This is a genomic window from Blastococcus sp. SYSU DS0617 (genome assembly GCF_054051075.1).
In genome coordinates this window covers 24,809-48,992 of sequence record NZ_JBJHAO010000005.1, presented here as the reverse complement: position 1 = coordinate 48,992, position 24,184 = coordinate 24,809, and the positions used below count along the sequence as shown (strand labels likewise).

Below are 24,184 nucleotides of genomic sequence, written 5' to 3'. Positions count from 1 at the left end.
CGCCGCACCTGACACCATTCCGGTGATGGTCAGGTCACTATCCGTCGCCGAGCGTGGCGCGGTGGTGGTGGACGAGAGATCCGGGGAGCGGCCATGGTGATGACGAGCGCAGCCCCGCCCGCGGTGGTGCGGCGTCCCGGATCGAGGCTCCGCTGACCTCGCCCGCGCCGGAGGAGGCCGCTCCCGGCGCCCCCGACCGTCCGGCGACGTACCGCGAGGTCTTCGCCGTCGCGGAGTTCCGGCCGCTGTTCGGCACCTTCCTGCTCTCCACCGCGGGCGACGAGCTGGCCCGCGTGGCGCTGACCGTGCTGGTCTACCAGCGCACCAGCTCCCCGCTGCTGTCCGCGCTGACCTTCGCCATCAGCCACTTCCCGTGGCTGATCGGCGGCCCGCTGCTGTCCACGCTCGCCGACCGGCTGCCGCGGCACCGCGTGCTCATCGCCACGGACGCCGCCCGCGCCGCCCTGCTGGCGGTGATGGCCGTGCCGGGGATGCCGCTGCCGGTGCTGCTGGGCCTGCTGCTGCTGGTCTCCCTGTGCGCGCCGCCGTTCGAGTCGGCCCGGTCGGCGCTCATGGCCGACGTGCTCGACGGCGAGCGGTACGCCGTCGCCACGTCGCTGACGACGGTCACGCTGCAACTGGCCCAGGTCGTGGGCTTCCTGGCCGGCGGCGCGCTGGTCGCCCTGCATCCCTCGCTGGCGCTGGGCATCGACGCCGCCACCTTCGCGGTCTCGGCGTTGTGGCTCTCGGCGCGCCTCCAGCGCCGACCCGCGCCCGCGCCGGCCGAGGAGGGCGGCTCGCTGTGGCGGGACACCGCCGCCGGCCTGCGCTTCCTCGGCGGCACCCGGCGCATGCTGGCCATCATCGCCGTGCTGTGGGTGGGCGCACTGTTCGCCAACGCCTGGGAGGGCATCGCCGCCCCGCTGGCCGACGAGCTGGGGCGCGGCAGCATGGCCATCGGCGTCCTGCTGGCGGCCAACCCCGCCGGCGTCGTCGTCGGCGGCCTGCTGCTGGGCCGGCTCGTCCCGCCCGACCGCCGCGAGCGGCTCGTCGTCCCCCTGGTCGCGCTCTCCCTGGCGCCACTGCTGGCCGGCGGTCTGGTGGTGGCGGTGATCGGCGGCGGTACCCCGCCGTTCGCGACGCTGCTGGCGCTGCTGTTCGTGTCGGGACTCGGCGCCTCCTGGCTCATCCCGCTGAACATCTCCTTCGTGCAGGCGACCCCGCCGGCCTTCCGCGGCCGCGCGTTCGGTGTCGCGGTCAGCGGCCTCTACGGCGTGCAGGGCCTGGGGGCGCTGGCCGCCGGGCTCGCCGCGGAGGGCATGGCGCCCAGCGTCGTGCTCGCCGCCTGCGGCGGTGTCGGAATGATCGCCGTCGCCCCGGCGCTGGTTGCCTATCGACGGACGCGGGACCGGTCGTCCGTCGGAATCGACGCTGAGGGAGCATCGCGGGCATGAGCGAGTCGAGGCGGTCGCCGTCCGAGCGGACCGCTTTCTACGACGAGGTCGGCGGCTCCGCCACCTTCGAGCGGCTCGTGGCCCGCTTCTACGCCGCCGTCCGCACCGACCCGGTGCTGGCGCCGCTGTACCCCCAGGACGACTGGGAGGGCGCCGAGACGCGGCTGCGCCAGTTCCTGGAGCAGTACTGGGGCGGGCCCACCACCTACTCCGACCAGCGTGGGCACCCGCGGCTGCGCATGCGGCACGCGCCGTTCGCCATCGGCCCGGCCGAGCGCGACGCCTGGCTCACGCACATGCGCGACGCCGTCGACTCCCTGGATCTGCCCGCCGAGCAGGACGCCACGCTGTGGGGTTACCTGGCGATGGCGGCGCGCAGCATGCAGAACCGCTTCCCCGCGGACGCCGGCAGCGACCTCACCCCCTAGTCCCAGCCCGGCCCCCGGCCGACCCGATCCCCGAGGAGCCCGGTGCCACCGGAGCCGACGACCGTCCCGTCCACCGAGTGGTGGCGGGACGCGGTCTTCTACCAGGTCTACATCCGCAGCTTCGCCGACGGGAACGGCGACGGCGTCGGCGACCTCGCCGGCCTGCGTGGGCGGCTGACCTACCTGCGCGATCTCGGCGTCGACGCGCTGTGGATCACGCCCTTCTACCCGTCGCCGATGGCCGACCACGGGTACGACGTCGCCGACCCGCGCGACGTCGAGCCGGTGTTCGGCGACCTCGCCGAGTTCGACGCCCTGCTCGCCGAGGCCCACGCCCTGGGCATCCGCGTGACCATCGACCTGGTCCCCAACCACAGCTCGCACGACCACGAGTGGTTCCAGGCGGCGCTCGCCGCCGGGCCCGGCTCTCCCGAGCGGGCGCGCTACCTGTTCCGGGACGGCCGCGGGCCCGACGGCAGCGAGCCGCCGAACAACTGGCCCTCGGTCTTCGGTGGGCCGGCGTGGACCCGTGTCCCCGACGGCCAGTGGTACCTGCACATCTTCGCCCCCGAGCAGCCCGACCTGGACTTCGCGAACCCCGAGGTCCTCGCCGACCTCGAGGAGACGATGCGTTTCTGGCTGGACCGCGGGGTCGACGGCTTCCGCATCGACGTCGCGCACGGCATGGCCAAGCCCGACGGTCTGCCCGACATGGTCCCGATGGACGACACCGGGCTGCTCGACGACCACGGTCCCGGCGACCACCGCTTCGACCAGGACGGCGTCCATGTCGTGCACCGGCGGATCCGCTCGGTGCTCGAGGAGTACCCCGGCCGGATGGCCGTGGGCGAGGTGTGGGTCTCCGACGACGAGCGGCTGGCCCAGTACCTGCGCCCCGACGAGCTGCAGCTGGCGTTCAACTTCAAGCTGCTGACGGCGGAGTGGACGCCCGCTGCCCTGCGCGACGCCGTCTCCCACTCGCTGGCCGCGGTCGAGGGCACCCCGGCACCGGCGTGCTGGGTGCTGTCCAACCACGACCGGCCCCGGCACGTGACGCGCTATGGCGGCGGGGAGCTGGGCACCCGCCGGGCACGGTCGGCCGCGCTGCTGCAGCTGGCCCTGCCCGGAGTGGCGTACCTGTACAACGGCGACGAGCTCGGCATGCCCGACGTCGACCTGCCCGATGCGGCGCTGCAGGACCCGATCTGGTTCCGCTCCGGCGGCCGGGAGCGCGGGCGCGACGCCTGCCGGATCCCGGTGCCGTGGTCGGGCACCGAGCCGCCCTACGGCTTCTCCTCGGGCTCCGCGACGTGGCTGCCCATGCCGGCGGGCTGGGCGGAGCTCACGGCGGAGGCACAGGCCACCCAGCCTGCGTCGATGCAGTCGCTGTACCGGACGGCGCTGGCGCTCCGGGCCTCCTCGCCCGCGTTCGCCGGGGCGGAACTGGAGTGGTTACCGGCACCCGAGGGATGCCTGGCGTTCCGCCGCCCGGGAGGACTCGTGTGCCTGCTCAACCTGTCCGGTGCGGCGGTTCCGCTGCCGGAGGGCTCCGTGCTGCTGGCCAGCGCCGAGGTGGGCGACGGCTCCCTTCCCGACGACGCCGCGGTGTGGCTGGTGGCCTGAGCCAGGGGCCGCCCGGTGGGTGGCACACCGCCCGAGGGCGTAGTGCAGACTCTCCGTGATCCGGAGCGCCGGCCGTGCGGCCGGCGCCGACCCGCCGTTCAGGAGGATTCGTGGCCACCGCTTCGATGCCCGCGCAGCCGCTGCGCCCGCTCGTTCTCGCCGACCTGGTGCCCGCCGTGCGCGCACGCAACGTGGTCCTCGTGGCGCTCGGGGTGCTGCTGACCGCGGCGCTCGCGCAGGTCTCGGTGCCGGTCCCCGGTTCGCCGGTGCCGATCACCGGCCAGACGCTGGCCGTCGTGCTGACCGCAGCCGCGCTGGGCCCGGTGCGCGGCATCGCGGTGCAGGTGGCCTACATGGCGTGCGCCCTGGTCGGGCTGCCGTTCTACTCCGAGGCCAGCGGCGGCGTCGACGTCGTCTTCGGGGCGACCGGTGGCTACGTCGTCGGCTTCATCCCGGCCGCGTTCCTCATCGGTCTGGCCGCCAAGCACGGCGCCGACCGCAACCCGCTGAAGTCCGTGCCGCTGTTCATCGCGGGCCAGGCGGTCATCTTCGCCGTCGGCGTGCCGTGGCTGGCCGTCTCCGCCGACATGTCGGCGGCCCAGGCTCTGGACGCCGGCTTCTACCCCTTCATCCTCGGCGGCCTGGTGAAGGCGGGGGTCGCCGCGGCGGTCCTCGGCACCGCCTGGAAGGCCACCCGCCGGGCCTGACGCCCGCTCGCACGACGACCCCCGGACGCCTCGGCGCCCGGGGGTCGTCGCGTTGCCGGGTCCTTGCCCTTACGGGCCCTCGTGTCGCGCGCGTCACGGGGCCGGCCCGCACCGGGCGCAACTCCGGGGAACGTGGTGTCCAGAACGCGGCCCGAGGGCCTGCTCCCTGCAGATGGCCCGGGGCGGCCCGGTCTCGCGGGCGTCAGTCCGCCGGCTCGTCGGCCCAGCGGGCGAGGAACTCCTTCTCCTCGGGCGTGAGCCGGCGCGGGCGCTCGAGGGCGAAGTCGAACGGCACGATCTTCGTGCTGCCGGTGACCGCCAGCTTGCCGTGGTCGAAGACCTCGTAGCGGCACAGGAAGGTCGCCGCGCGGACGTCGGTGACCCAGACGTCGATCTGCAGCGGCTGGGACGAGTAGACGACCTGGCGCTTGTAGGCGATCTCGTGCGCGGCGACGATCAGGCCCCGCCGTTGCCCGGTCCTCAGGTCGTGCGCGGGCTGCTCGCGGAACAGGCTGATGCGGGCCATCTCGAAGTAGCCGAGGAAGGCCACGTTGTTGATGTGCTGGTAGGCGTCCATGTCCGACCAGCGCATCGGGACCGCAGCGGTGTGCCTCACACCGCCACCCTGCCCTACCTCTCTCCGGCGCCACGACCGGACCCGCGCACGCGCCTACGGTGAGGCGATGGGGGACGCCTGGCCCGCCGACCTCCCCGGGGTGCTCACGCTGCCGTCCGGGCGCAGGGTGCTGGGCCGCGGGCTGGGGACGCCGTCCCCGGTTCCTCCGCCGGAGCTCGGGGTCTACCTGCTCGGGCGCCCACCTCCGGCCGTGGCCTGGGATCAGCACTGGGTGCGCTGGCGGGACTTCGGCCTCCCCCGGGACCCGGCCGAGCTGCGGACGGCGCTGGCCGCGGCCTGGGAGCGAGCCGCCGGCGAACGGGTGGAGATCGTCTGCGGCGGCGGCACCGGACGCACCGGCACCGCCCTGGCCTGCCTGGCCGTCCTGGACGGCGTCCCTGCCGAGGAGGCCGTCGCCTTCGTCCGCCGGCACTACCGCCCGCGCGCGGTGGAGACGCGACGTCAGCGCCGGCTGGTCAGCAGGCTCGTGGCCGGCTGAGGGCCGGTCAGCCGGCCAACCGCCGGGCGACGCGCTCCTGGCCGGGGCCGGACAGGTCGGCGACGGCCGCCGGACGGCCCGCCACGGTCATCAGGAGCGCCTCCGCGGCGCCCCGGACCTCGGGGCCACGGCCGAAGGACCAGTCGATGTCGGTGGCCACAAGCCGGACGTCGCGCACGCGCCAGGCACCCAGCAACGTCGGGGCGAACAGGGCCGTGCGCAGCGCCGGCACCAGGCGCTCGGCCGGGATGTGCCGGTGCAGGCCGAGCGGGCGCCGGATGTCCTGCTGGTGGATCATCCCGTCTGTCAGCGCGATCGCACCGCCCATCCCGGCGGTCAGCCCCGTCGGGGTGAGATGGCTGTCCAGGAGGCGGAGCAGCTCCTCGGGCGTCCGGGTGCCGTACTCCCGCAGTCCGATGGCGTTGGCACGGTCGACGCTGAACAACCCGCGCGCGAGCCGTTCGGCCAGCTGCCGGGCGCCGAGCTCGTCGTAGCTCAGCACGTGCGCGACCACGTCCTGGACGGTCCAACCTGCGCACAGCGAGGGCACCCGCCACTGCTCCGGGGACAGGCCGCTCAGCAGGTCGCGCAGCTCCTCGCGTTCGGCGCGGGCCAGGTGCATGACGGACATCTGCGCTCCGGGGAGTCTCGGTCGCATCGGTCACGACGGCTGGCCGGAGCGTAGGGCGCCTCGCGCGTGCCCGGCCAGCCCTCGCCCTCCGGTCGCCCGCGCGGGCCGGCGCTCATCGCGCGACCCGGGCACCCCCGGACGGAGCCTTCCGGAACGACGACGGCCGGCGCGGAGCAGGTGCTCCACGCCGGCCGTCGGCCGATTGCTCGGCTCAGTCGCGGGACAGCTTGCGGTAGGTCGCCCGGTGCGGCCGGGTGGCGTCCTGACCGAGGCGCTCGACCTTGTTCTTCTCGTAGTCGGCGAAGTTGCCCTCGAACCAGAACCACTTGGACTCGCCCTCGTAGGCGAGGATGTGGGTGGCCACCCGGTCGAGGAACCACCGGTCGTGGCTGACCACCACGGCGCAGCCGGGGAACTCCAGCAGCGCACCCTCCAGGCTGGTCAGCGTCTCGGTGTCGAGGTCGTTCGTCGGCTCGTCGAGCAGCAGCAGGTTGCCGCCCTGCTTCAGGGTCAGGGCGAGGTTGAGACGGTTCCGCTCGCCGCCGGACAGCACGCCCGCGGGCTTCTGCTGGTCCGGGCCCTTGAAGCCGAAGGCCGCGATGTAGGCGCGCGACGGCATCTCGACGTTGCCGACCTTGATGTGGTCCAGGCCGTCGGAGACGACCTCCCACAGCGTCTTCTTGGGGTCGATGCCGCTGCGGTTCTGCTCGACGTAGGACAGCTTGACCGTCTCGCCGACCTTGATCTCGCCGTCGTCGGGCTTCTCCTCGCCGACCAGCATCTTGAACAGCGTCGTCTTGCCGACTCCGTTGGGGCCGACGACGCCCACGATGCCGTTGCGCGGCAGGTTGAAGGACAGGTCGTCGATGAGCACGCGGTCGCCGAAGCCCTTGGTCAGCTTGTTGGTCTCGACGACGACGCTGCCCAGCCGCGGGCCCGGGGGGATCTGGATCTCCTCGAAGTCCAGCTTGCGGAACTTGTCCGCCTCCGCCGCCATCTCCTCGTACCGGGCCAGCCGGGCCTTGCTCTTGGCCTGGCGGGCCTTGGCGCCCGAGCGCACCCATTCCAGCTCGTCCTTGAGCCGCTTGGCGCGCTTGGCGTCCTTGGCCCCCTCCACCTGCAGGCGGGCGGCCTTGGTCTCCAGGTAGGTGGAGTAGTTGCCCTCGTAGGGATAGGCCCGGCCCCGGTCGAGCTCGAGGATCCACTGGGCGACGTTGTCCAGGAAGTACCGGTCGTGGGTGACGGCGACGACGGTGCCGGCGTACTTCTCCAGGTGCTGTTCCAGCCACGCGACGCTCTCGGCGTCCAGGTGGTTGGTGGGCTCGTCGAGCAGCAGCAGGTCGGGCGCCTCGAGCAGCAGCTTGCACAGCGCGACGCGGCGGCGCTCGCCACCGGAGAGCACCGTGACGTCTGCGTCGCCCGGCGGGCAGCGCAGCGCGTCCATGGCCTGCTCGATGCGGGCGTCGAGCTCCCAGCCGTCCTGGTTCTCGATGATCTCCATGAGCTCGCCCTGCTCGGCGAGCAGCGCGTCGAAGTCGGCGTCGGGCTCGCCCATGGCGGCGCTGACCTCTTCGAAGCGGGTCAGGGCGTCGCGGAGCGGCTTGACCGCCTCCTCGACGTTGCCGCGCACGTCGAGGTTCTCGTTCAGCGGCGGCTCCTGGAGCAGGATCCCCACCGTGGCGTCCGGCGCGAGCGTCGCCTCGCCGTTGGAGGGCTGCTGCATGCCGGCCATGATCTGCAGGACCGTCGACTTGCCGGCGCCGTTGGGGCCGACGACGCCGATCTTCGCGCCGGGCAGGAACGACAGGGTGACGTTGTCGAGGATCACCTTGTCGCCGTGCGCCTTGCGCGCGCGAACCATCGTGTAGATGTACTGAGCCACTGGGCTTCGGAGCCTTCCGTCGTCTCGCGAGCGGGGGCGGGGCCGCCGGGCGCGACCCCACCCCGTCCGTTCTCGCTGTCGATCCTCCCAGTCCAGGGCGACTACGCGTGCGCGGGCTCCTGCGAGAGGTTGTCGGTGTCCACAGGGTTCAACGTCTCGTCGCTGCCCACGTAGTCCCGCCCGCGTCGCAGTTCCTCCGCCGACGTCGGGAAGCCCTGGTCCTCGGCGCCGGCGGAGGGAGCCGGTGTGCCTTCCTCGGCCGGCCGGGCGCTCCGGTCCCGGGTGAAGACCGACCGCCCCTTCTGCAGGTTCGACCCGACCGCGAACGCCCGGATGCGCGGCTTGCTGCGCGGTCCGCTCTCGGACTCCCAGCTGTGCGTCGTCAGCGCCCCGTGGACGATGACCGGGTCGCCCTTGCTGAGGCTGGCCGCGACGTTGCCGCTCAGCGCGCCCCAGCACTCGACGTCGACCCAGAGGGTGCCGGAGTCGACGAACTGCTGGGTGGCGGCGTCGTAGCGGCGGGCGGTCGACGCCATGCGGAAGTTGGTCACGGCGCCGTTGTCCAGGCTGACGCGACGGGGTGAGTCGACGACGTTGCCGACGACGGTGACGGTGGTGTCGTTCACGGTGCTCCTCGGAGGTGCTGCGCCGGAGGGCGCGACCGGCGCGGTGCCGGCGTGCTCCGACCCTGCGGCGCGGGGACCCCGGCCGGTCCTGGTGCGGCGCATCTGTGGAACCGCCCCACCCCTGTGGACGACGCGGGGCATGCGCGCTGAGACCTCCGCCGCGCGCCGATGCGATGATCGGCGACCGAGCGCCCGTAGCTCAGCGGATAGAGCACCGGACTTCTAATCCGACGGTCGCAGGTTCGAATCCTGCCGGGCGCGCTCCCGCCGGGGTCGAGGTCACCCGCGTCCGGCCGACCCGGCGGCGACCTCAGGTCCGCTCCCCCGATGTGATTGAGACCACAGGACACGGGTAACGAGCTCCCGCCGGAACGGGGCCGGCATTCCTCTCCAATGCAGGGCGAGAGACGGGTGCGAGGGTCCATGGGTAGGACGCAGGAGCGGACACACGGTGTGCTGCTGGTCGCGGCACTGGTCGTCGGGGGGGCCGGGCTGGTCGCCGGTCTCACCGCGTCCGGCGACACCCCGGTCGCCGTGGCGCGGGCGGAGGCGCCCGACGACGGCCGCGCCGACGTCGCCGTCGGCACCTTCTCGCCCGACCGCCTCTCCGCCGGCGCACCCCCCGGAGCCGTGACCCTGGCCGCGCAGCCCGTCCGGGGAGCCGAGCAGCAACCGGCCGGGACACCGGTCATCGAGGGCCTGGCGGCCAACGGCATCCCCAACGTGGCGCTCAACGCCTACCGGGTCGCCGCGACCCGCATGAACACCACCAGGCCCTCCTGCGGCATCGACTGGTCGCTGCTCGCCGCCATCGGCCGCGTCGAGTCCAACCACGGTCGCTTCGGTGGCGCGGTGCTCAACGGCGACGGCACCTCGACGCCGGAGATCCGGGGCCCCGCTCTGGACGGCGGGCAGTTCGCCTACATCGGCGACAGCGACGGGGGCCGCTTCGACCACGACACCCGCTACGACCGTGCGGTGGGCGCCATGCAATTCATCCCCACCACCTGGCGGTCCTACGCGGTGGACGGCGACGGCAACGGCACCACCGACCCCTTCGACATCGACGACGCCGCCCTCGCCGCCGCGAACTACCTCTGCGTCGCGGGGCGGGACCTGCGCACCGATTCCGGCCAGCGCCGGGCCGTGTTCGCCTACAACCACTCCGATACCTACGTCGCCCAGGTGCTGGCCCTCGCCCGGGCGTACGCATCCGGGATCCCGGTCGCCACGCTGCCGCTGGTGGGCGACACCAGCAGCCCCGTGCCGCCGCCGTCCGGCAACTACCGGGCACCGGCCGCACCCGGGCCGGCCATCGGCGCCCAGGACATGACGCCCGCCTCCGGGGACACGGCAGGCGTGCGCACCGGCACGAGCCAGCCGCCGCCCCCCGCACCGCCCGCCCCGCCGGCCCCCTCCGGCGGCGGCACACCGCCGCCCGCCGCGGCCGGCGGCACCCGACAGCAGAACGACGCGCCGGCCCCACGGCCGGCACCTGCGCCGGCTCCCCTGCCGGCTCAGCCCGCGCCGCCACCGCCCGCGGCGGCACCGGCACCGGCACCGGCACCGCTGCCGGTCCCGCTGCCGCTGCCGCTTCCGAGCGGGCCCGCACCTGCGGCCCCGGCCCTGCCGGCCGCCGAGCCCGTCGCGGAGCTGGTCCCCGGCGTCACGTGCTCCCTGACCAGCGGACTCGGCCTGCCACTGCTGCCGAACCTGCCGCTCTGCCCGGACTAGGGCCTCAGCGCGCCGGCGGCGGCCTGCCGACACAGCGAACCCCCGGACGCGAGACGCGGCCGGGGGTTCGCTGTGGTCAGCGTGCGCGGGCCCGTCCCCTGGAGGGACAGGACCGCGGACGACTCAGAAGTAGTGTTTCCGTCCCCCGACTGCCCGCCCGGTGGCGCCGAGCACGTACAGGATGGCCCCGACGACGAGGAGGATCACTCCGATCGTCCAGAGGATCGAGATGTCGAGGAAGAAGCCGAGGAGCAGCAGGATCAACCCGAGGATGAGCACGTGGTCTCCAGTCGGTCGCAGCGGTGTGCAGTCGGCTGGAAGCTATCCGTGACGGAGCCGCCTCGAACATGCCGCGGCCCGGCTTCACTCGATCGTGATCTCGGAGTTCTCGATGCGGGCGAGGCGGACCGTCGGCGCGTCCGGTCCGAGCGGGTCGACAGCGATCACTGCCGGGGCCTCGGGCGGATGTCGGTACCGTCGGACGGTCACCGTGGCGATCACCGCCGTTCACCGAGCTGAACCGAGGACGTCTCTTCCCCATGCTGCCCGCCGTGCGACCGGCGACCCTGCTGGTGGGCGCCCTCGCGGTGACCTCGGTGCTCACCGCCCTGTCCCTCTGGATCCGCCTCCTGGCGCTGGATCCGGAGCGCCCGGTGTTCATCGTGGGCCAGAAGCCGACCGCCTTCGACAGCGCCTACCGCCTCCTCAACGCCGACGGCGAGGGCAACGTCACGACGTGGTTCTCGACGGTGCTGCTGTTCTCCATCGCCCTGGTCTGTCTGGGCGTCGGCATGCTCCTCCGCGCCCGCAGCGCACCGCTGCGCCGGTACTGGCTGGGCCTGGCCCTGGTGTTCGGCTATCTCTCGGTCGACGAGCTGGCGTGGCTGCACGAGGAGCTGATCCCGCGCATGGACGGGATCGTCGAGGCCGAGGGGGCGTTCACCTTCCCGTGGGTCGTCGTGGCCGCGCCGCTCGTGATCCTGTTCGCGGTCGTGTACGCGGGCTTCCTCTGGAAGCTGCCGCGCCGCACCGCCGCCCTGTTCGTGCTCGCCGGCCTGCTCTACGTCGGAGGCGCCCTGGGCCTGGAGGCCGTCGGGGGGTTGTTCTACGGCGACGACCTGGGCGCGAATGTCGCCTACGTGCTGGTGACCACCGTCGAGGAGTGCCTGGAGATGATCGGCGCGGCGTTGTTCCTCTACGCCGTGGCCCGCTACGCGGAACGTGAGATGCGCGCCGGCCGCGCCCCGGACGATCAGCGCGCGGACGGCGGGCGGAACACAGCGAACGGATCGGTGACCGCCAGCTCCGGGGTGACGAACCGGTAGAGCGCGGCCGGCCGGCCACCGGCACGACCGGACGCAGCCTGCTCCCCCGTCGGCTCCAGCACGCCGCGCCGCAGCAGCACCCGCTGCAGGTTCGTGGCCGTGACGTCGTGGCCGAGCGCGGCGACGTAGAGCTCGCGCAGCTCCGCGATCGTGAACTCCGGCGGGGCCAGCGCGAACCCGACGTTGGTGTACGAGAGCTTGGCCCGCAGCCGGTCCAGCGCCGAGCGCACGATCGAGCCGTGGTCGAAGGCCGTCACCGGTAGCGCGTCGACCGGGTGCCACGCGGTGTCCTCGGGCAGCGCCGGATCCAGGTGCGAGGGGATGAGGCCCAGGTAGGCCGTGGCCACCGTCCGCCCCCGGGGATCCCGACCGGGGTCACTCCGGGTCTCCAGCTGCTCCAGGTGGCCGAGCACCTCGACCTCGACCTTGGCCGCCAGCTGCCGCGCCACCGACGCCCCGAGGGTCTCCTCGGCGAGCAACGGCCCGCCGGGCAGGGCCCACGCGCCGGCGAAGGGCTCGTTCGGCCGCTCCCAGAGCATCACGTGCAGCCGGCGCGCCCTGACCTGCAGCACCACGGCCAGCGCCTGGTGCGGATAGGCCGGGCGCTCCGGCGACGACCACACGGAACCCATGCCCGGGAATGCTAGGGTCTTGCCACGAGGTTTTCGCCTGATAGTCAGAAACCCCACCCGCATGGAGGTCCCCGTGACCGCGACGCTGCCCGCCCCTCCCGCCGCCGGCTGGACGCCCGACCAGTGGCAGCACTGGCACGACGAGGTGCGCCGGCTCGCGCGCGAGAAGGACGTCGTGATCCTGGCGCACAACTACCAGGCGCCCGAGATCCAGGACGTCGCCGACCACGTGGGCGATTCCCTCGCCCTCTCCCGCCTCGCCGCCGCCAGCGAGGCCGGCACGATCCTCTTCGCCGGCGTCCACTTCATGGCGGAGACCGCGAAGATCCTGGCGCCGGAGAAGACGGTGCTCGTCCCCGACGCGAACGCCGGCTGCTCGCTGGCCGACACGATCACCGCCGACCAGCTGCGCGCCTGGAAGGCCGAGCACCCCGGCGCCGTCGTCGTCTCCTACGTGAACACCTCCGCCGAGGTGAAGGGCGAGACCGACATCTGCTGCACCTCGTCCAACGCCGTCGAGGTGGTCGAGTCGATCCCGGTGGACCGGGAGATCCTCTTCCTGCCCGACCAGTTCCTCGGCGCACACGTCCAGCGGGTCACCGGCCGGCAGAACATGCGCATCTGGATGGGCGAGTGCCACGTGCACGCCGGCATCTCCCCCACCGACCTGCGGGCCAGCGTCGAGGCCGCCCCCGACGCCGAGCTGCTCGTGCACCCCGAGTGCGGCTGCGCGACCAGCGCGCTGTGGATGGTGTCCGACGGCCAGCTGCCCGGCGAGCGCGTGCACATCCTCTCCACCGGCGGGATGCTCGACGAGGCACGCCGGACGACGGCGAAGCGGGTGCTCGTCGCCACCGAGATCGGCATGCTGCACCAGCTGCGCCAGGCCAACCCGACCACGGCCTTCGAGCCGGTCAACTCTCGCGCCGCGTGCCCCTACATGAAGATGTCGACGCCGGAGAAGCTGCTGCGCGCGCTGCGCGAGGGCCGCGACGAGGTGACCGTCGACCCCCAGGTCGCCGCCCGTGCCCGCGCCGCGGTCGAGGCCATGGTCGCCATCGGCACGCCGTCACCGGTCGGTGAGTGAGGTGCGGAACCGGGTCGCCACGCTGGCGCCCACAGTCGTCGCCGCGCTGCCCCTCCCGGCGGCCGAGCGGGAGCGGATCACCGACGTCGTGGTCGTGGGCAGCGGTGCCGCCGGGCTGATGGCGGCTGTTGCGCTGGCCGAGGCCGGGCGCGCGGTCACCGTCGTCACCAAGGGCGAGCTCGGTGCGGGCAGCACGCCGTGGGCCCAGGGCGGCCTGGCCGCCGTGCTCGGTGCCGACGACGACGCCGAGCTGCACGTCCGCGACACCCTCGTCGCCGGCGCCGGGCTCTGCGACGAGCCCGCTGTGCGGACCCTGGTCGCGGAGGCGCCCGGGGCGATCGCGGAGCTGCAGGAGCTCGGCGCCCGCCTCGACCTGGACGACGCCGGCCGGCCCGCGCTCACCCGCGAGGGCGGGCACAGCCGCGACCGGATCGTGCACGCCGGGGGCGATGCCAGCGGCGCCGAGGTCACGCGGACGCTGGCCACCGCGCTGCGGGCCCGCGGCATCGCGGTGCTCGAGCACACCGTCGCGCTGGATGCGCTGCACGCCGCGGACGGCGGCGTCGCCGGAGTGCGGACCGCCCGCATCACCGACGACGGCGCGCTCGCCGACGTCACCGACCTGCGCGCCCGCGCGGTGGTGCTGGCCACCGGCGGCTTCGGTCAGGTGTTCACCGCCACCACCAACCCGGCCGGCGCCACCGGCGACGGCCTGGCGCTCGCGCTGCGCGCCGGGGCCGAGATCGCAGACGTGGAGCTCGTGCAGTTCCACCCGACGGCGCTGTGGACCGGCGCCGGCGCGCGGGGTCAGCAGCCGCTGGTCTCCGAGGCGGTGCGCGGCGAGGGCGCCGTGCTGGTCGACGCGGACGGGAACCGGATCATGGCCGGCGCCCACCCGCTGGCCGACCTCGCGCCGCGCGACGTCGTCTCGGCCACCATCGCCGCCGCCCTCCGCGCCACCGGCGCCGACCACGTCTTCCTCGACGCCCGGCACCTGGGTGCGGAGTTCCTCGAGCACCGCTTCCCGGGCATCGTGCGGGCCTGCCGCGACGCCGGCCTCGACCTCGCGCACCAGCCGGTCCCGGTCGTGCCCGCCGCGCACTACGCCTGCGGGGGCGTGCTCGCCGACCTCGACGGACGGACCGGGGTGCCCGGCCTCTTCGCCGTCGGCGAGGTCGCCTGCACCGGCGTCCAGGGTGCGAACCGGCTGGCGTCGAACTCGATCACCGAGGGGCTGGTCGCGGCACGCCGCTGCGCGGAGCTGCTCGCCGCCGAGCTGCCCGCGCTCGCCGGGATCGCCCCGCCCACGACCGGCGGCGACGCGGTCGACCCGGCCGCTCGGGCCGCGATCACCGCGGCGACCACCCGGCACGCCGGTGTCCTCCGCGACGCCCACGGCCTCGGCGAGCTGACCCGGACGCTCGCCGCCGTCGACCGGGCCGCCGGTCCGCTCGGCCTGGCCGCGGTCGAGGCGACGGCGCTGCACACCGTGGCGACCCTCCTCGCGTCGGCCGCGCTCGGGCGTCCCGAGAGCCGGGGCTGCCACCGGCGGCTCGACGCCCCGGAGACCCGGCCGGAGTGGCAGGTCCGCCTGGTGCACCGGCTGGACCGCACCGGGCACGTGCGCACGCGCACCGTGCCGGTGCAGGCCGGCGCCGACGAGCAGGTGGTCGCGTGACCGGCCCGTTGCGCGACGGGCTGGCGGCCGCGCTGCTGGCCGACGGGCTCGACCCCGTCGCCGTCGAGCGGCTGATCCGTACCGCCCTGGACGAGGACCTCGCCTTCGGTCCCGACGTGACGACGGGGTCCACCGTGCCGGCCGACGCCGTCGCCACCGGTGACGTCACGCCGCGCAGCGTCGGCGTGCTCGCCGGGGTGCACGTGGCCGCGGCCGTCTTCGACCTCGTCGGCGGCCCCGCCGTGGACATCCTGGTGCACGAGGCCGACGGCGCGGTCACGGAGCCGGGACTGCCCGTCCTCACCGTGACCGGCCCGACCCGTTCGCTGCTCACCGCGGAGCGGACCGCGCTGAACCTGATCTGCCATCTGTCGGGCATCGCCTCGCTCACCCGGCAGTGGGCCGACGCGATCGAGGGCACCGGGGCGGCCGTGCGCGACACCCGCAAGACGACGCCGGGCCTGCGGGCGATGGAGAAGTACGCGGTGCGCAGCGGCGGCGGGGTCAACCACCGGATGGCTCTGGGCGACGCCGCGCTGGTCAAGGACAACCACGTGGCCGCGGCCGGGGGCATCGCGGCGGCGGTGCAGGCGGTGCGGACGACGGCGCCGGACATCCCGCTCGAGGTCGAGTGCGACACCCTCGACCAGGTGCGCGAGGCGATCGCGGCCGGCGTGCAGCTGGTCCTGCTGGACAACTTCTCCACCGCCGACACCCGCGACGCCGTCGAGCTCGTGCGCGGGACCGGCGTGCGGCTGGAGGCCAGCGGCGGGCTGGACCTGTCGCGGGCGCGCGAGGTGGCCGCGACCGGCGTCGACTACCTGGCCGTCGGCGCGCTCACGCACAGCGCCCCGGTGCTCGACCTGGGTTTCGACCTGCGCTGAAGCCGGCCCGCCCACCGTTCGTGCACGAGCTGTCGTCCCCGGCGCTGCACGAGCGCAGTTCGTGCACGAACGGCCGCGAACCGGTCAGCGCTGGTCGGGGTGCACCCAGCCGATCGCGGGGGCCACGTGCTGCACGATGTTCTCGAGCAGCCGGGCGTTGAACTCGACGCCGAGCATGTTGGGCACCGTGATCAGCAGGCTGTCGGCCTCGCGGACGGCGGCGTCCTTGGCGAGGTCCTCGGCGAGCCGGTCGGGCTCGCCGACGTAGCTCTTCCCGAACCGCGCCCGCACGCCCTCCAGGACGCCGACCTGGTCTTGTCCGGGGTCGCCGCCGAAGTACTGACGGTCGAGATCGCTGACGATCGGCAGCACGCTGCGGCTCACCGACACCCGCGGCTCGCGCTCCCAGCCGGCCGCCCGCCAGGCCTCGCGGAAGCGGGCGATCTGCTCGGCCTGCAGCTCGTCGAAGGGGACGCCGGTGTCCTCGACCAGCAGCGTGGAGCTCATCAGGTTCATCCCCTGGCGGCCCGTCCACTCGGCCGTGGCCCTCGTCCCCGAGCCCCACCAGATGCGCTCGGCCAGGCCGGGCGACTGCGGCTGGACCGCCAGCCGGCCGGGGCGGCCGCCGGTCATCTTCGGGTCGGCGTCCACGACCGGCTCACCCGAGATGGCGGCCAGGAAGAGCGCGGTCTTCTGGCGGGCCAGCTCGGCGTCGTCGCTGCCGGGTCCGGGGACGTAGCCGAAGGCCTCCGAGCCGCGCAGCGCCGTCTCCGGTGATCCCCGGCTGACGCCGAGCTGCAACCGGCCGTCGCTGATCAGGTCGGCCGCGGCTGCCTCCTCGGCCATGTACAGCGGGTTCTCGTACCGCATGTCGATGACGCCGGTGCCCAGCTCGATGCGCGAGGTGCGGGCGGCCATCGCGGCCAGCAGCGGGAAGGGCGAGGCGAGCTGCCGGGCGAAGTGGTGCACCCGCACGTAGGCGCCGTCCAGGCCGATCTCCTCGGCCGCCTCGGCCAGCTCGACGGTCTGCACGAGCGCGTCCCGGCCGGTGCGCACCTGCGAGCCCGGGATGGGTTGCCAGTGCCCGAAGTTCAGGAAGCCGATCTTCTTGTCCACGCCCGACCCAGCGTCGCCGCGCCGCACCGTGTTCCCGGGATGACCCGGGCCCGCGGCAGCGTTCCCCTCGGCAGCGACCGCACCGGGCGGTCCAGAGGGAGGGGATCCCCATGCGCGCCACCGTCGACGGCAGCGTCATCGCCGAGGCCCCCGAGTCCGACCTCGTCCGCATCGAGGGCAACTGGTACTTCCCGCCGTCCGCCGTGGTCGCCGGGTCGCTCACGGAGAGCCCGACCGCCTACACCTGCCCCTGGAAGGGCGCGGCCCAGTACTGGGACGTCGTCACCCCGTCCGGGACGACCCGGGACGGCGCCTGGAGCTACCCCGACCTCAAGCCGTCGGCCGTGGAGCGGGTGGGCACCGACTTCGCCGGCTACGTCGCCTTCTCCCCCGGCGTCACCGTCGGCGACTGAGGAGCGGGACCACGTCCCGGCCCTGACACCCAGGGACGGGCGCGTCCGTCCGATCTGCCGGACGTGGAGGCGCTCCTTCGGCAGATCCTGCCTGCAGTCTCCCACTTCTCACACACGGTGACGGCACGATTACGACTCTCCGTGGACGAGTTCCGTCACTTGGCACCTCCGATGCGTAACCCTGACCCGGTGAGTCATCCCGCCTCCGAGACGCCGTGGCAGCCCACCGGCACGCCCAGCGCGGCTGCCCGGCAGCGCATGCGGGCCATCGACACGCTGCTGGCCGACCGCGGCCAGCTCTTCCAGGCGCTGTTCCTCTCCGCACCGATCGCCAAGGCCCTCGTCGACCTCGACGGTCACGTCCTCGTCGCCAACCCGGTCATGTGCGCCCTGACCGGGCGCAGCGCCGACGACCTGGCCGGCCGGCACATCGACCTGCTCGCCCACCCCGACGACCCGCCGGTCGGCGACCTCGGCCTGGCCCCGCTGCCCGGCGAGCCCGTGCTGGACCCGAACCTGCTGCTCGACGGCGAGCGCCGGCTGCGCCGCTCCGACGGCACCGAGCTCTGGGTCGTGCAGGCCCACGAGGTCGTCCGGCACAACAACGGCACCCCGCAGTTCGTCGTCCTCTCCCTGGTGGACGTCACCGATCGCCGCCGGGCCGAGGACGACCTGGTGCGGCGCGCCTTCACCGACCCCCTGACCGGGCTGCCCAACCGCCGCGCGCTCACCGACCGCCTGCGGCACGCCGTCGCGCTCTCCCGGCGCCGGGGCCTGCAGGTCGGTCTGGTGCACCTCAACATCGACCGGTTCCGCGCGGTGAACGACACCCTCGGGCACGAGGCCGGCGACATGCTGCTCAGCCAGGTCGCCGACCGGCTGCGGTGGAGCACCCGCGTCGAGGACACCGCCGTGCGGCTGGGAGCTGATGAGTTCCTCGTCGTCGCCGAGGACGTCGAGGACCTCGAGGGGCTGCGCGCCCTGGCCGAACGGCTGCTCGGCGTCCTGGACGAGCCGTTCGTGGTGCTCGACCGCGAGATCACGCTGTCGGCCAGCGTCGGGCTGACCCTCGGCTCCGATCTGACGCCCGACGACCTGCTTCGCCAGGCGCAGAGCGCGCTCAACCGGGCCAAGGCCGACGGCAGCCGTGCACGGGTCGAGGTGCACGAGGGGGCGCTCAGCGACAGCGACGTCGACGCGCTGCAGCTCGAGGTCGACCTGCGGCACGCACTGGACAACGACGAGCTGCGGCTGTTCTACCAGCCGATCGTGCACCTGGCCGACGAGTCGCTGCTGGGCTACGAGGCACTCATCCGCTGGCAGCACCCGACCCGCGGGCTCCTCCCGCCGGGCGCCTTCCTCGACGCCGCCGAGAACAACCGGCTGACCTCCAAGCTGGGCGCCTGGGTCCTGCGGCGCGCCTGCCACGACGCCGTCACCTGGCCCGACGAGCTGCGCGTGCACGTCAACGTCTCGGCCCGGCACCTGGCCGAGGACGGCTTCAGCGAGCTGGTCGCGGCGGCGCTGGAGGAGTCCGGCCTGGCTCCGGAGCGACTGGAGCTGGAGATCACCGAGTCGACGGCGCTGTTCGCCGCCGAGGCCACCCTGCACGCGGTCGCCGTCGTCACCGACGCGGGCGTGACCCTGGCGCTGGACGACTTCGGCACCGGCTACTCGGCCATCACCGCGCTGCACCGGCTGCCGATCCACACACTCAAGATCGACCGCTCGTTCGTCGCCGACGTCGTGGCCGAGCCCGCGACCGCAGCGCTCGTGCAGGGGCTGCTGCAGCTGGGCCGCGGCATGGGACTGCAGGTCATCGCCGAGGGCATCGAGGACCTGGACCAGGCCGCCTGGCTGCTGGACCACGGCTGCGCCATGGCCCAGGGCTACGCCTTCGGCCGGCCCGCTCCGCTGCCCAGCCCGGCGGACGTGCTCATCGGCGAGGTGACCCAGGCCCCGGCCGAGGACGTCGCCGGCGAACTGCTGCCCGACGCGCTGGAGACGCCGATCGTGCCCCAGCCCCGCACGGCCGCCGCCGAGCCGCCGCGCCGCGTGGTGCTCGCCACCGACGACACCGGCAAGTTCGGGCTGTTCGACCAGTTCGCCGACGACCCCGAGGACTGACCCGGGCTACGGCCGCGGGAGGGCGAGCGGTACGGGGCGCTTGGGCTCGCGGCCGTCCCCGGACGACGTGCCGCGCAGCCGCCGGCCGATCCACGGCGCGACGAACCCGCGCACCCAGGCCGCCTCCTCGGCCACCGCGACCCGGAGGGCGCGGGCCGGCTGCGGCGGCAACGGGGTGCGCCACTCGTCATCACCGGCCGGCACGCCCAGCGCGGTGGCCGCGGCCAGGGCCATGCGGCGGTGCCCCTCGTCGGTGAGGTGGATGCGGTCGGTGTCCCACAGCCGGAAGTCCTGGACCCAGCCCGCACCCCACTGGTCGAGGACGGCGGCGCCGGTCCGTGCCGAGATCGACCAGATGTTCGCGTTGAACACCGCGATCCTGCCGCGCGCCCGCCGCAGGATCGGGGTGTTGCGGGTGTCGACGCCGGTGGACAGCAGCACGTCGGCGCCGGCGTTCCGGAAGGCGACGACGGCGGCCTCCAGGGTCGCGGCCAGCTCGTCCGGATCCGCGCCGGGGCGCATGAGGTCGTTGCCGCCGGCGATGAGGCTGACCAGGTCGGGCGCCGCCTCCAGCGCGACGGGCACCTGCTCGGCCACCACCTGCCGCAGCAGCCGCCCGCGGATCGCGAGGTTGGCGTACTCGACGTCGCCCTCGGTGGCGGCGGCCAGGTGCTGGGCGAGCCGGTCGGCCCATCCGCGGTACTCCCCGGGGCGCGACGGGTCGGCGTCGCTCAGCCCCTCGGTGAAGGAGTCGCCGAGGGCGATGTAGCGCTGCCAGGGAGCGGAGGAGGGCGAGAACTGCACGTCCCCCACCCCATCACGCACCTGCGGCGTTCCGGACCGCCCGGCGACGTGCCGTCGCGCACAGCGCCGGTGAACGCCGCGTAAGAACCCCGCGTCGGTCCTGTTGCCGGTCAGCGGCAGGCCCGATCCGCAGTCACCATGCCCGCATGCGCATCGACGTCGCCGCCTCGCTGACCCTCTCCTCGCCCGCCTCGGCGCCCGCGCTCCTGCAGGTGGCCGTGGCCGCGCCGGTGACCGAGCAGCTGACGGTGATCTCCGGCGGCACGTTCCTGGAGCCGGCCGAGTTCGAGGTCGACGGCGCCCGGGTCCACCGGGTCCAGCTTCGACCGGGCGACACGACCATCACCTACTCGGCGTCGGTCGAGGACGGCGGCGCACCGCGCCCGGTCACACCCGCCGACTGGGCCCTGGCGCTGCGGCCCAGCCGCTACTGCCCATCGGACCAGCTCGAGGGGTTCGCGCACGCCGAGTTCGACGCGACCATGCCGCGAGCGGAGCTCGTGCCGGCGGTCGCGGCATGGGTGCACCGGCGGCTCACCTACACCTCCGGATCGAGCCGCCCGGTGGACACCGCCGTCGACACCCTGCTCCTGGGTCAGGGGGTGTGCCGTGACTACGCGCACCTGACCATCACCCTGCTGCGCGCGCTCGAGGTCCCCGCCCGGCTGGTCGCCGTCTACGCACCGGGCCTGCATCCCATGGATTTCCACGCCGTCGTGGAGGCCGACGTCGACGGCACCTGGTGCGTGATCGACGCGACCCGGCTGGCACCCACCCGCTCGCTGGTCCGCATCTGCGCCGGCCGGGACGCCGCCGACACCGCGTTCCTCACCACGCTGGGCGGCGTCGCCCGCTTCGAGGGCATGACCGTCACCGCCACCACCGCCGGGCCGCTGCCCGCACCCGACGACGCCCCGTTCCCACTCCCCTGAGTACGGCAAATGAGGGCGATGGGATGGGTCCATTCTGAGCGGACCGAGGCCGGGCGGCCGGGGCGCTAGGGGCGCGGGTTGGCGCTCCGCACCCAACGGACCTGGGTTGCTGGTGCGGGCGATGCTCGGGGTCATCCCCGAGTCGGGCGCGCAGCGACACGCGGCTGGGCGGCGACTGGTCAGCGCCAGCGGTCGGGCACCATCGCCGCGTGAGGTTCTTGCGACGTCGTTCCGGACGGTCGGCTCCGTCTGCTCCCCCTGGAGACGCCGCCGAGGGCTTCCACTGCACGGGCTGCGGCCGGTGGCACTCGGACATCCCGCAGGCGTTCCACATCCCGGGGCCGGACGCCTGGTCCCGGAAGCTCCGCAGGGTCAAGGGCTGCGAGCTCGGCAGCGACACCTGCGTCATCAACGACGAGCAGTTCTTCGTTTTGGGCCTCATCCGCGTGCCCGTCGCGGGCCTCGATGAGCCATTCGAGTTCGGCGTGTGGGTCTCGGTGTCCGAGGAGGACATCGTGCGGATGGCGGAGGTGTGGGAGACCGAGGGCCGAGAGTCGATGCCGCCGGTGCCTGGAACGCTGGCCAACAACATCCCGGTGTTCGACGAACCGACGTTGGGTCTGCCGGCGCTGGTGCACACCCAGCCGGTGGGGTTGCGCCCTCACGTCGAACTGGTCGAGAACGGTCATCCCCTGGCCTTGGAACAGCGTGAAGGCATCTCGCACGACGCCTTCGTGCAGCGGGTGGGACAGCTGCTGCACGCCGCCTGACGCCCCCGGAGCTACGGAATCTGCGCGGCCGGCCCAGTTCAGCCACTTCGGTGACAGATCGCTCGACCAGATGGACCCATCTGTCACCCCCATTTGCCGTATCACACACCCCTGACGTCGACGAGTCGACAGGTCGCCGGGTCGCGCCGGGTCGATCAGTCGCCGTCGCGCCAGGTCTCCAGCAGCCGCAGCCAGATCTCGCTGATCGTGGGATAGGCGGGCACCGCGTGCCACAACCGCGCGATCGGCACCTCGCCGACGACGGCGATGGTGGCGGCGTGCAGCAGCTCGGCGACCCCGCGGCCGACGAACGTGACGCCGAGCAGCACCTCGCGCTCGGTGTCCACGACGGCGACCGCCGTCCCGGTGTAGCCGTCGGCGAACAGCGACGCGCCCGCGACGCTCCCGATCGGGTACTCGACCACCCGGTGCGGCAGCCCGGCCTCGCGCGCCTCGGCAGCGGTGCGGCCCACGCTGGCGATCTGCGGATCGGTGAACACCACCGACGGCGTGGCGGCGTGGTCGGCGGTCGCCGCCGTCGGTGACCACGGGGCACCGTCCACCCGCTCGCCGCGGGCCCGGGCGACGATCGCCGTCGCGGCCTGGCGGGCCTGGTACTTGCCCATGTGGGTGAGCAGCTGGCGCCCGTTGACGTCGCCGACGCCGTAGAGCCACGACAGCCCATGGACCTGCAGCGTGTCGTCGACCGGCAGGTACTCCCCCGGTTCCAGTCCGACGGTCTCCAGGCCGAGGTCGGTGGTGCGCGCGGCGCGGCCGATCGCGACGAGCACCTCGTCGCCGCGGTACTCCTCGTCCCCCGCCGTCAGCACCACCTCGGTGCCCTCCCGGCGCGCCGCGGTGACGTCGGTGCCGAAGCGCACGTCCGCGCCGGCCGCGCGCAGTGCGTCCGCCACCGCATCGCCGGCCTGGGGCTCGGACCGGGGCAGCAACCGGTCGCCGCGCTGCAGCAGGGTGACCTGCGAGCCCAGCGCCTGCCACGCGGTGGCCATCTCGCAGCCCACGTAGCCGCCGCCCAGGATCAGCAGCCGCGCCGGCGCCTCCTTGGCGCTGGTCGCCTCGCGCGGACCCCACGGCGCGACGTCGGCCAGGCCGTCGACCGGCGGCAGCTTGCCCACGGAGCCGGTGCAGACGGCGACGGCGACGCGAGCGGTCAGCCGCACCTCGTCGCCCTCCGCGTCGGTGACGACGACCGTGCGTTCACCGGCCAGCCTCCCGGCGCCCCGGACCAGATCGATGCCGGTGCCCTCCACCCAGTCGACCTGGCTCGAGTCGTCCCAGTCGTGGGTGAAGGAGTCGCGGCGCGCGAGGGTCGCGGCGACGTCCTGCTCCCCGGTCACCGCCTGCTTCGCGCCGTCGACGGAGCGGGCCTCGGCCAGCACCTCGGTGCCGCGCAGCAGCGCCTTGCTCGGCATGCAGGCCCAGTACGAGCACTCCCCGCCGACGAGCTCGCTCTCCACGAGGACGGCGGACAGCCCGCCCTTCACCACGACGTCCGCGACGTTCTCGCCGGTCGACCCCGCTCCGAGGACGATGACGTCGTAGGTCCGCTCTCGCGTGATGCTCATGCCGCCATCCTGGACCGTGTGCTGGACTGGCGGCATGCCGCTCGACGCCGCCGAGTTCGCCGCCGCCCTCGGCTCGTACGCCACCGGGGTCTGCCTGCTGACCGTGCGCGACGGCATCGACGACGTCGGGACGACGGTCAGCTCGGTGATGAGCGTGTCGGCCGCGCCCCCGCTGGTCGCCGTCGGCCTCACCGCCTCCGGCTACCCGGCCGAGGTGCTCGAGGAGGTCGGCAGCTGCGCGCTGACCGTGCTGGCGGCGCCGCACGCCATCGTCGCCTCCCGGTTCTCCTCGGCCGGACGGCCCAGCGCCAGGCACCTGCTGGAGGCCGTGCCGTGGACGCGCGCCCCGGGCAGCGGCGCGATCGTGCTGGCCGGCGGCCTGTCGGCGCTGGACTGCCGGCTGGACCGGCTGGTCGAGGCCGGCGATCACGTGCTCGCCCTGCTGGAGGTCACCGAGGTGCTGCCCGGCGACCCGTCCGCGGTGCCGCTGCTGCGCCACCGCGGCCGGTACGTCGATCCGGGTGGATCGGCCGCCGGCCGGGCCTGAACGGGCGTCCCGCACGGCAGACTGCGGCCCGGTGTCACAAACCGGGCCCCGGCGGTGCTTCCTGGACATGGACCTCGTGCGGC

25 protein-coding genes and 1 tRNA gene are annotated in these 24,184 nt (G+C 74.0%); 16 read left to right on the top strand and 10 right to left on the bottom strand.

Annotated elements, in window-relative coordinates; translation table 11 throughout:
- Positions 1-53: 53 nt before the first annotated feature.
- The 4 genes from ACI793_RS07785 to ACI793_RS07770 all read left to right on the top strand — a co-directional run bounded on the left by ACI793_RS07785 (position 54) and on the right by ACI793_RS07770 (position 4,212).
- Positions 54-1,454 carry an MFS transporter gene (locus ACI793_RS07785; protein ID WP_456605804.1) on the top strand — a complete coding sequence of 467 codons (1,401 nt, stop codon included), beginning with the start codon at positions 54-56 and terminating at the stop codon, positions 1,452-1,454.
- Positions 1,451-1,882, top strand: coding sequence for a globin (locus ACI793_RS07780; protein ID WP_456605803.1), 432 nt, complete (start codon positions 1,451-1,453; stop codon positions 1,880-1,882). Before ACI793_RS07785 ends, ACI793_RS07780 begins: the two co-directional genes overlap by 4 nt.
- A gap of 42 nt (positions 1,883-1,924) precedes the next feature.
- Positions 1,925-3,505 (top strand): glycoside hydrolase family 13 protein, encoded by a 1,581-nt coding sequence (locus ACI793_RS07775; RefSeq protein WP_456605802.1) that lies wholly within the window; start codon positions 1,925-1,927, stop codon positions 3,503-3,505.
- Positions 3,506-3,615: 110 nt separating this feature from the next.
- Entirely contained in the window at positions 3,616-4,212 is a 597-nt protein-coding gene (locus tag ACI793_RS07770; RefSeq protein ID WP_456605801.1) for a biotin transporter BioY, read from the top strand.
- Positions 4,213-4,414: 202 nt separating this feature from the next.
- Here ACI793_RS07770 and ACI793_RS07765 read toward each other — a convergent pair whose 3' ends face one another.
- Positions 4,415-4,828 carry an acyl-CoA thioesterase gene (locus ACI793_RS07765; protein ID WP_456605800.1) on the bottom strand — a complete coding sequence of 138 codons (414 nt, stop codon included), beginning with the start codon at positions 4,826-4,828 and terminating at the stop codon, positions 4,415-4,417.
- 67 nt (positions 4,829-4,895) lie between these two features.
- On the opposite strand from ACI793_RS07765, the gene ACI793_RS07760 reads away from it, so the two are divergent.
- Positions 4,896-5,327, top strand: coding sequence for a protein-tyrosine phosphatase family protein (locus ACI793_RS07760; RefSeq protein ID WP_456605799.1), 432 nt, complete (start codon positions 4,896-4,898; stop codon positions 5,325-5,327).
- 7 nt (positions 5,328-5,334) lie between these two features.
- Here ACI793_RS07760 and ACI793_RS07755 read toward each other — a convergent pair whose 3' ends face one another.
- From ACI793_RS07755 to ACI793_RS07745, 3 genes are all read right to left on the bottom strand, one after another.
- Positions 5,335-5,958, bottom strand: a complete 624-nt coding sequence (locus tag ACI793_RS07755) for a maleylpyruvate isomerase family mycothiol-dependent enzyme (RefSeq protein ID WP_456605798.1) — start codon at positions 5,956-5,958, stop codon at positions 5,335-5,337.
- Positions 5,959-6,169: 211 nt separating this feature from the next.
- Entirely contained in the window at positions 6,170-7,840 is a 1,671-nt protein-coding gene (ettA, locus tag ACI793_RS07750) for an energy-dependent translational throttle protein EttA (RefSeq protein ID WP_456605797.1), read from the bottom strand.
- A 101-nt stretch (positions 7,841-7,941) separates the two neighbouring features.
- Complete coding sequence (locus ACI793_RS07745) at positions 7,942-8,466, bottom strand: single-stranded DNA-binding protein (protein WP_456605796.1); 525 nt, start codon at positions 8,464-8,466, stop codon at positions 7,942-7,944.
- Between the two features lie 188 nt (positions 8,467-8,654).
- Here ACI793_RS07745 and ACI793_RS07740 point away from each other — a divergent pair.
- Together ACI793_RS07740 and ACI793_RS07735 are read left to right on the top strand one after the other, a co-directional pair.
- Positions 8,655-8,727, top strand: a tRNA-Arg gene (locus tag ACI793_RS07740).
- Positions 8,728-8,889: 162 nt separating this feature from the next.
- Positions 8,890-10,200 carry a lytic transglycosylase domain-containing protein gene (locus ACI793_RS07735; protein ID WP_456605795.1) on the top strand — a complete coding sequence of 437 codons (1,311 nt, stop codon included), beginning with the start codon at positions 8,890-8,892 and terminating at the stop codon, positions 10,198-10,200.
- 123 nt (positions 10,201-10,323) lie between these two features.
- Here ACI793_RS07735 and ACI793_RS07730 read toward each other — a convergent pair whose 3' ends face one another.
- Complete coding sequence (locus tag ACI793_RS07730; RefSeq protein ID WP_456605794.1) at positions 10,324-10,479, bottom strand: DUF6131 family protein; 156 nt, start codon at positions 10,477-10,479, stop codon at positions 10,324-10,326.
- 84 nt (positions 10,480-10,563) lie between these two features.
- Positions 10,564-10,701 carry a hypothetical protein gene (locus ACI793_RS07725; RefSeq protein WP_456605793.1) on the bottom strand — a complete coding sequence of 46 codons (138 nt, stop codon included), beginning with the start codon at positions 10,699-10,701 and terminating at the stop codon, positions 10,564-10,566.
- Positions 10,702-10,751: 50 nt separating this feature from the next.
- On the opposite strand from ACI793_RS07725, the gene ACI793_RS07720 reads away from it, so the two are divergent.
- Complete coding sequence (locus ACI793_RS07720) at positions 10,752-11,525, top strand: hypothetical protein (RefSeq protein WP_456605792.1); 774 nt, start codon at positions 10,752-10,754, stop codon at positions 11,523-11,525.
- Here the strand turns inward: ACI793_RS07720 and ACI793_RS07715 are convergent.
- Complete coding sequence (locus ACI793_RS07715) at positions 11,453-12,157, bottom strand: NUDIX hydrolase (RefSeq protein ID WP_456605791.1); 705 nt, start codon at positions 12,155-12,157, stop codon at positions 11,453-11,455. The two genes, ACI793_RS07720 and ACI793_RS07715, sit on opposite strands and share 73 nt — an antisense overlap.
- Before the next feature lie 73 nt (positions 12,158-12,230).
- On the opposite strand from ACI793_RS07715, the gene nadA reads away from it, so the two are divergent.
- From nadA to nadC, 3 genes are read left to right on the top strand one after another with little or no spacing between them, the layout of a single operon-like run.
- Positions 12,231-13,244, top strand: a complete 1,014-nt coding sequence (gene nadA, locus ACI793_RS07710; RefSeq protein WP_456605790.1) for a quinolinate synthase NadA — start codon at positions 12,231-12,233, stop codon at positions 13,242-13,244.
- A 1-nt stretch (position 13,245) separates the two neighbouring features.
- Complete coding sequence (locus tag ACI793_RS07705; RefSeq protein ID WP_456605789.1) at positions 13,246-14,922, top strand: L-aspartate oxidase; 1,677 nt, start codon at positions 13,246-13,248, stop codon at positions 14,920-14,922.
- Positions 14,919-15,806, top strand: coding sequence for a carboxylating nicotinate-nucleotide diphosphorylase (nadC, locus tag ACI793_RS07700; protein WP_456605788.1), 888 nt, complete (start codon positions 14,919-14,921; stop codon positions 15,804-15,806). The genes ACI793_RS07705 and nadC overlap by 4 nt, the downstream gene beginning before the upstream one ends.
- An 84-nt stretch (positions 15,807-15,890) precedes the next feature.
- Here the strand turns inward: nadC and ACI793_RS07695 are convergent, their stop codons facing one another.
- Positions 15,891-16,922: an LLM class flavin-dependent oxidoreductase gene (locus ACI793_RS07695; RefSeq protein ID WP_456605787.1), complete on the bottom strand. Its 1,032-nt coding sequence runs from the start codon at positions 16,920-16,922 to the stop codon at positions 15,891-15,893.
- Between the two features lie 110 nt (positions 16,923-17,032).
- Here ACI793_RS07695 and ACI793_RS07690 point away from each other — a divergent pair, with 110 nt between their 5' ends.
- Both ACI793_RS07690 and ACI793_RS07685 read left to right on the top strand, forming a co-directional pair.
- On the top strand, positions 17,033-17,335 hold the full coding sequence (locus ACI793_RS07690) for a DUF427 domain-containing protein (protein ID WP_456605786.1): 303 nt from the start codon (positions 17,033-17,035) through the stop codon (positions 17,333-17,335).
- 189 nt (positions 17,336-17,524) lie between these two features.
- Positions 17,525-19,462 carry a putative bifunctional diguanylate cyclase/phosphodiesterase gene (locus ACI793_RS07685; protein WP_456605785.1) on the top strand — a complete coding sequence of 646 codons (1,938 nt, stop codon included), beginning with the start codon at positions 17,525-17,527 and terminating at the stop codon, positions 19,460-19,462.
- A gap of 6 nt (positions 19,463-19,468) precedes the next feature.
- Here the strand turns inward: ACI793_RS07685 and ACI793_RS07680 are convergent, their stop codons facing one another.
- The gene (locus tag ACI793_RS07680) at positions 19,469-20,266 is read right to left on the bottom strand and encodes an SGNH/GDSL hydrolase family protein (RefSeq protein WP_456605784.1); all 798 of its coding nucleotides are present in this window, start codon (positions 20,264-20,266) and stop codon (positions 19,469-19,471) included.
- 146 nt (positions 20,267-20,412) lie between these two features.
- Here ACI793_RS07680 and ACI793_RS07675 point away from each other — a divergent pair, with 146 nt between their 5' ends.
- On the top strand, positions 20,413-21,198 hold the full coding sequence (locus ACI793_RS07675; RefSeq protein WP_456605783.1) for a transglutaminase-like domain-containing protein: 786 nt from the start codon (positions 20,413-20,415) through the stop codon (positions 21,196-21,198).
- A 209-nt stretch (positions 21,199-21,407) separates the two neighbouring features.
- Entirely contained in the window at positions 21,408-21,968 is a 561-nt protein-coding gene (locus tag ACI793_RS07670) for a DUF2199 domain-containing protein (protein WP_456605782.1), read from the top strand.
- Between the two features lie 155 nt (positions 21,969-22,123).
- On the opposite strand, the gene ACI793_RS07665 is transcribed toward ACI793_RS07670, so the two are convergent.
- Positions 22,124-23,554, bottom strand: a complete 1,431-nt coding sequence (locus ACI793_RS07665) for a dihydrolipoyl dehydrogenase family protein (RefSeq protein ID WP_456605781.1) — start codon at positions 23,552-23,554, stop codon at positions 22,124-22,126.
- Between the two features lie 34 nt (positions 23,555-23,588).
- Here ACI793_RS07665 and ACI793_RS07660 point away from each other — a divergent pair, with 34 nt between their 5' ends.
- Complete coding sequence (locus ACI793_RS07660; protein WP_456605780.1) at positions 23,589-24,101, top strand: flavin reductase family protein; 513 nt, start codon at positions 23,589-23,591, stop codon at positions 24,099-24,101.
- The last annotated feature ends 83 nt before the right edge of the window (positions 24,102-24,184 follow it).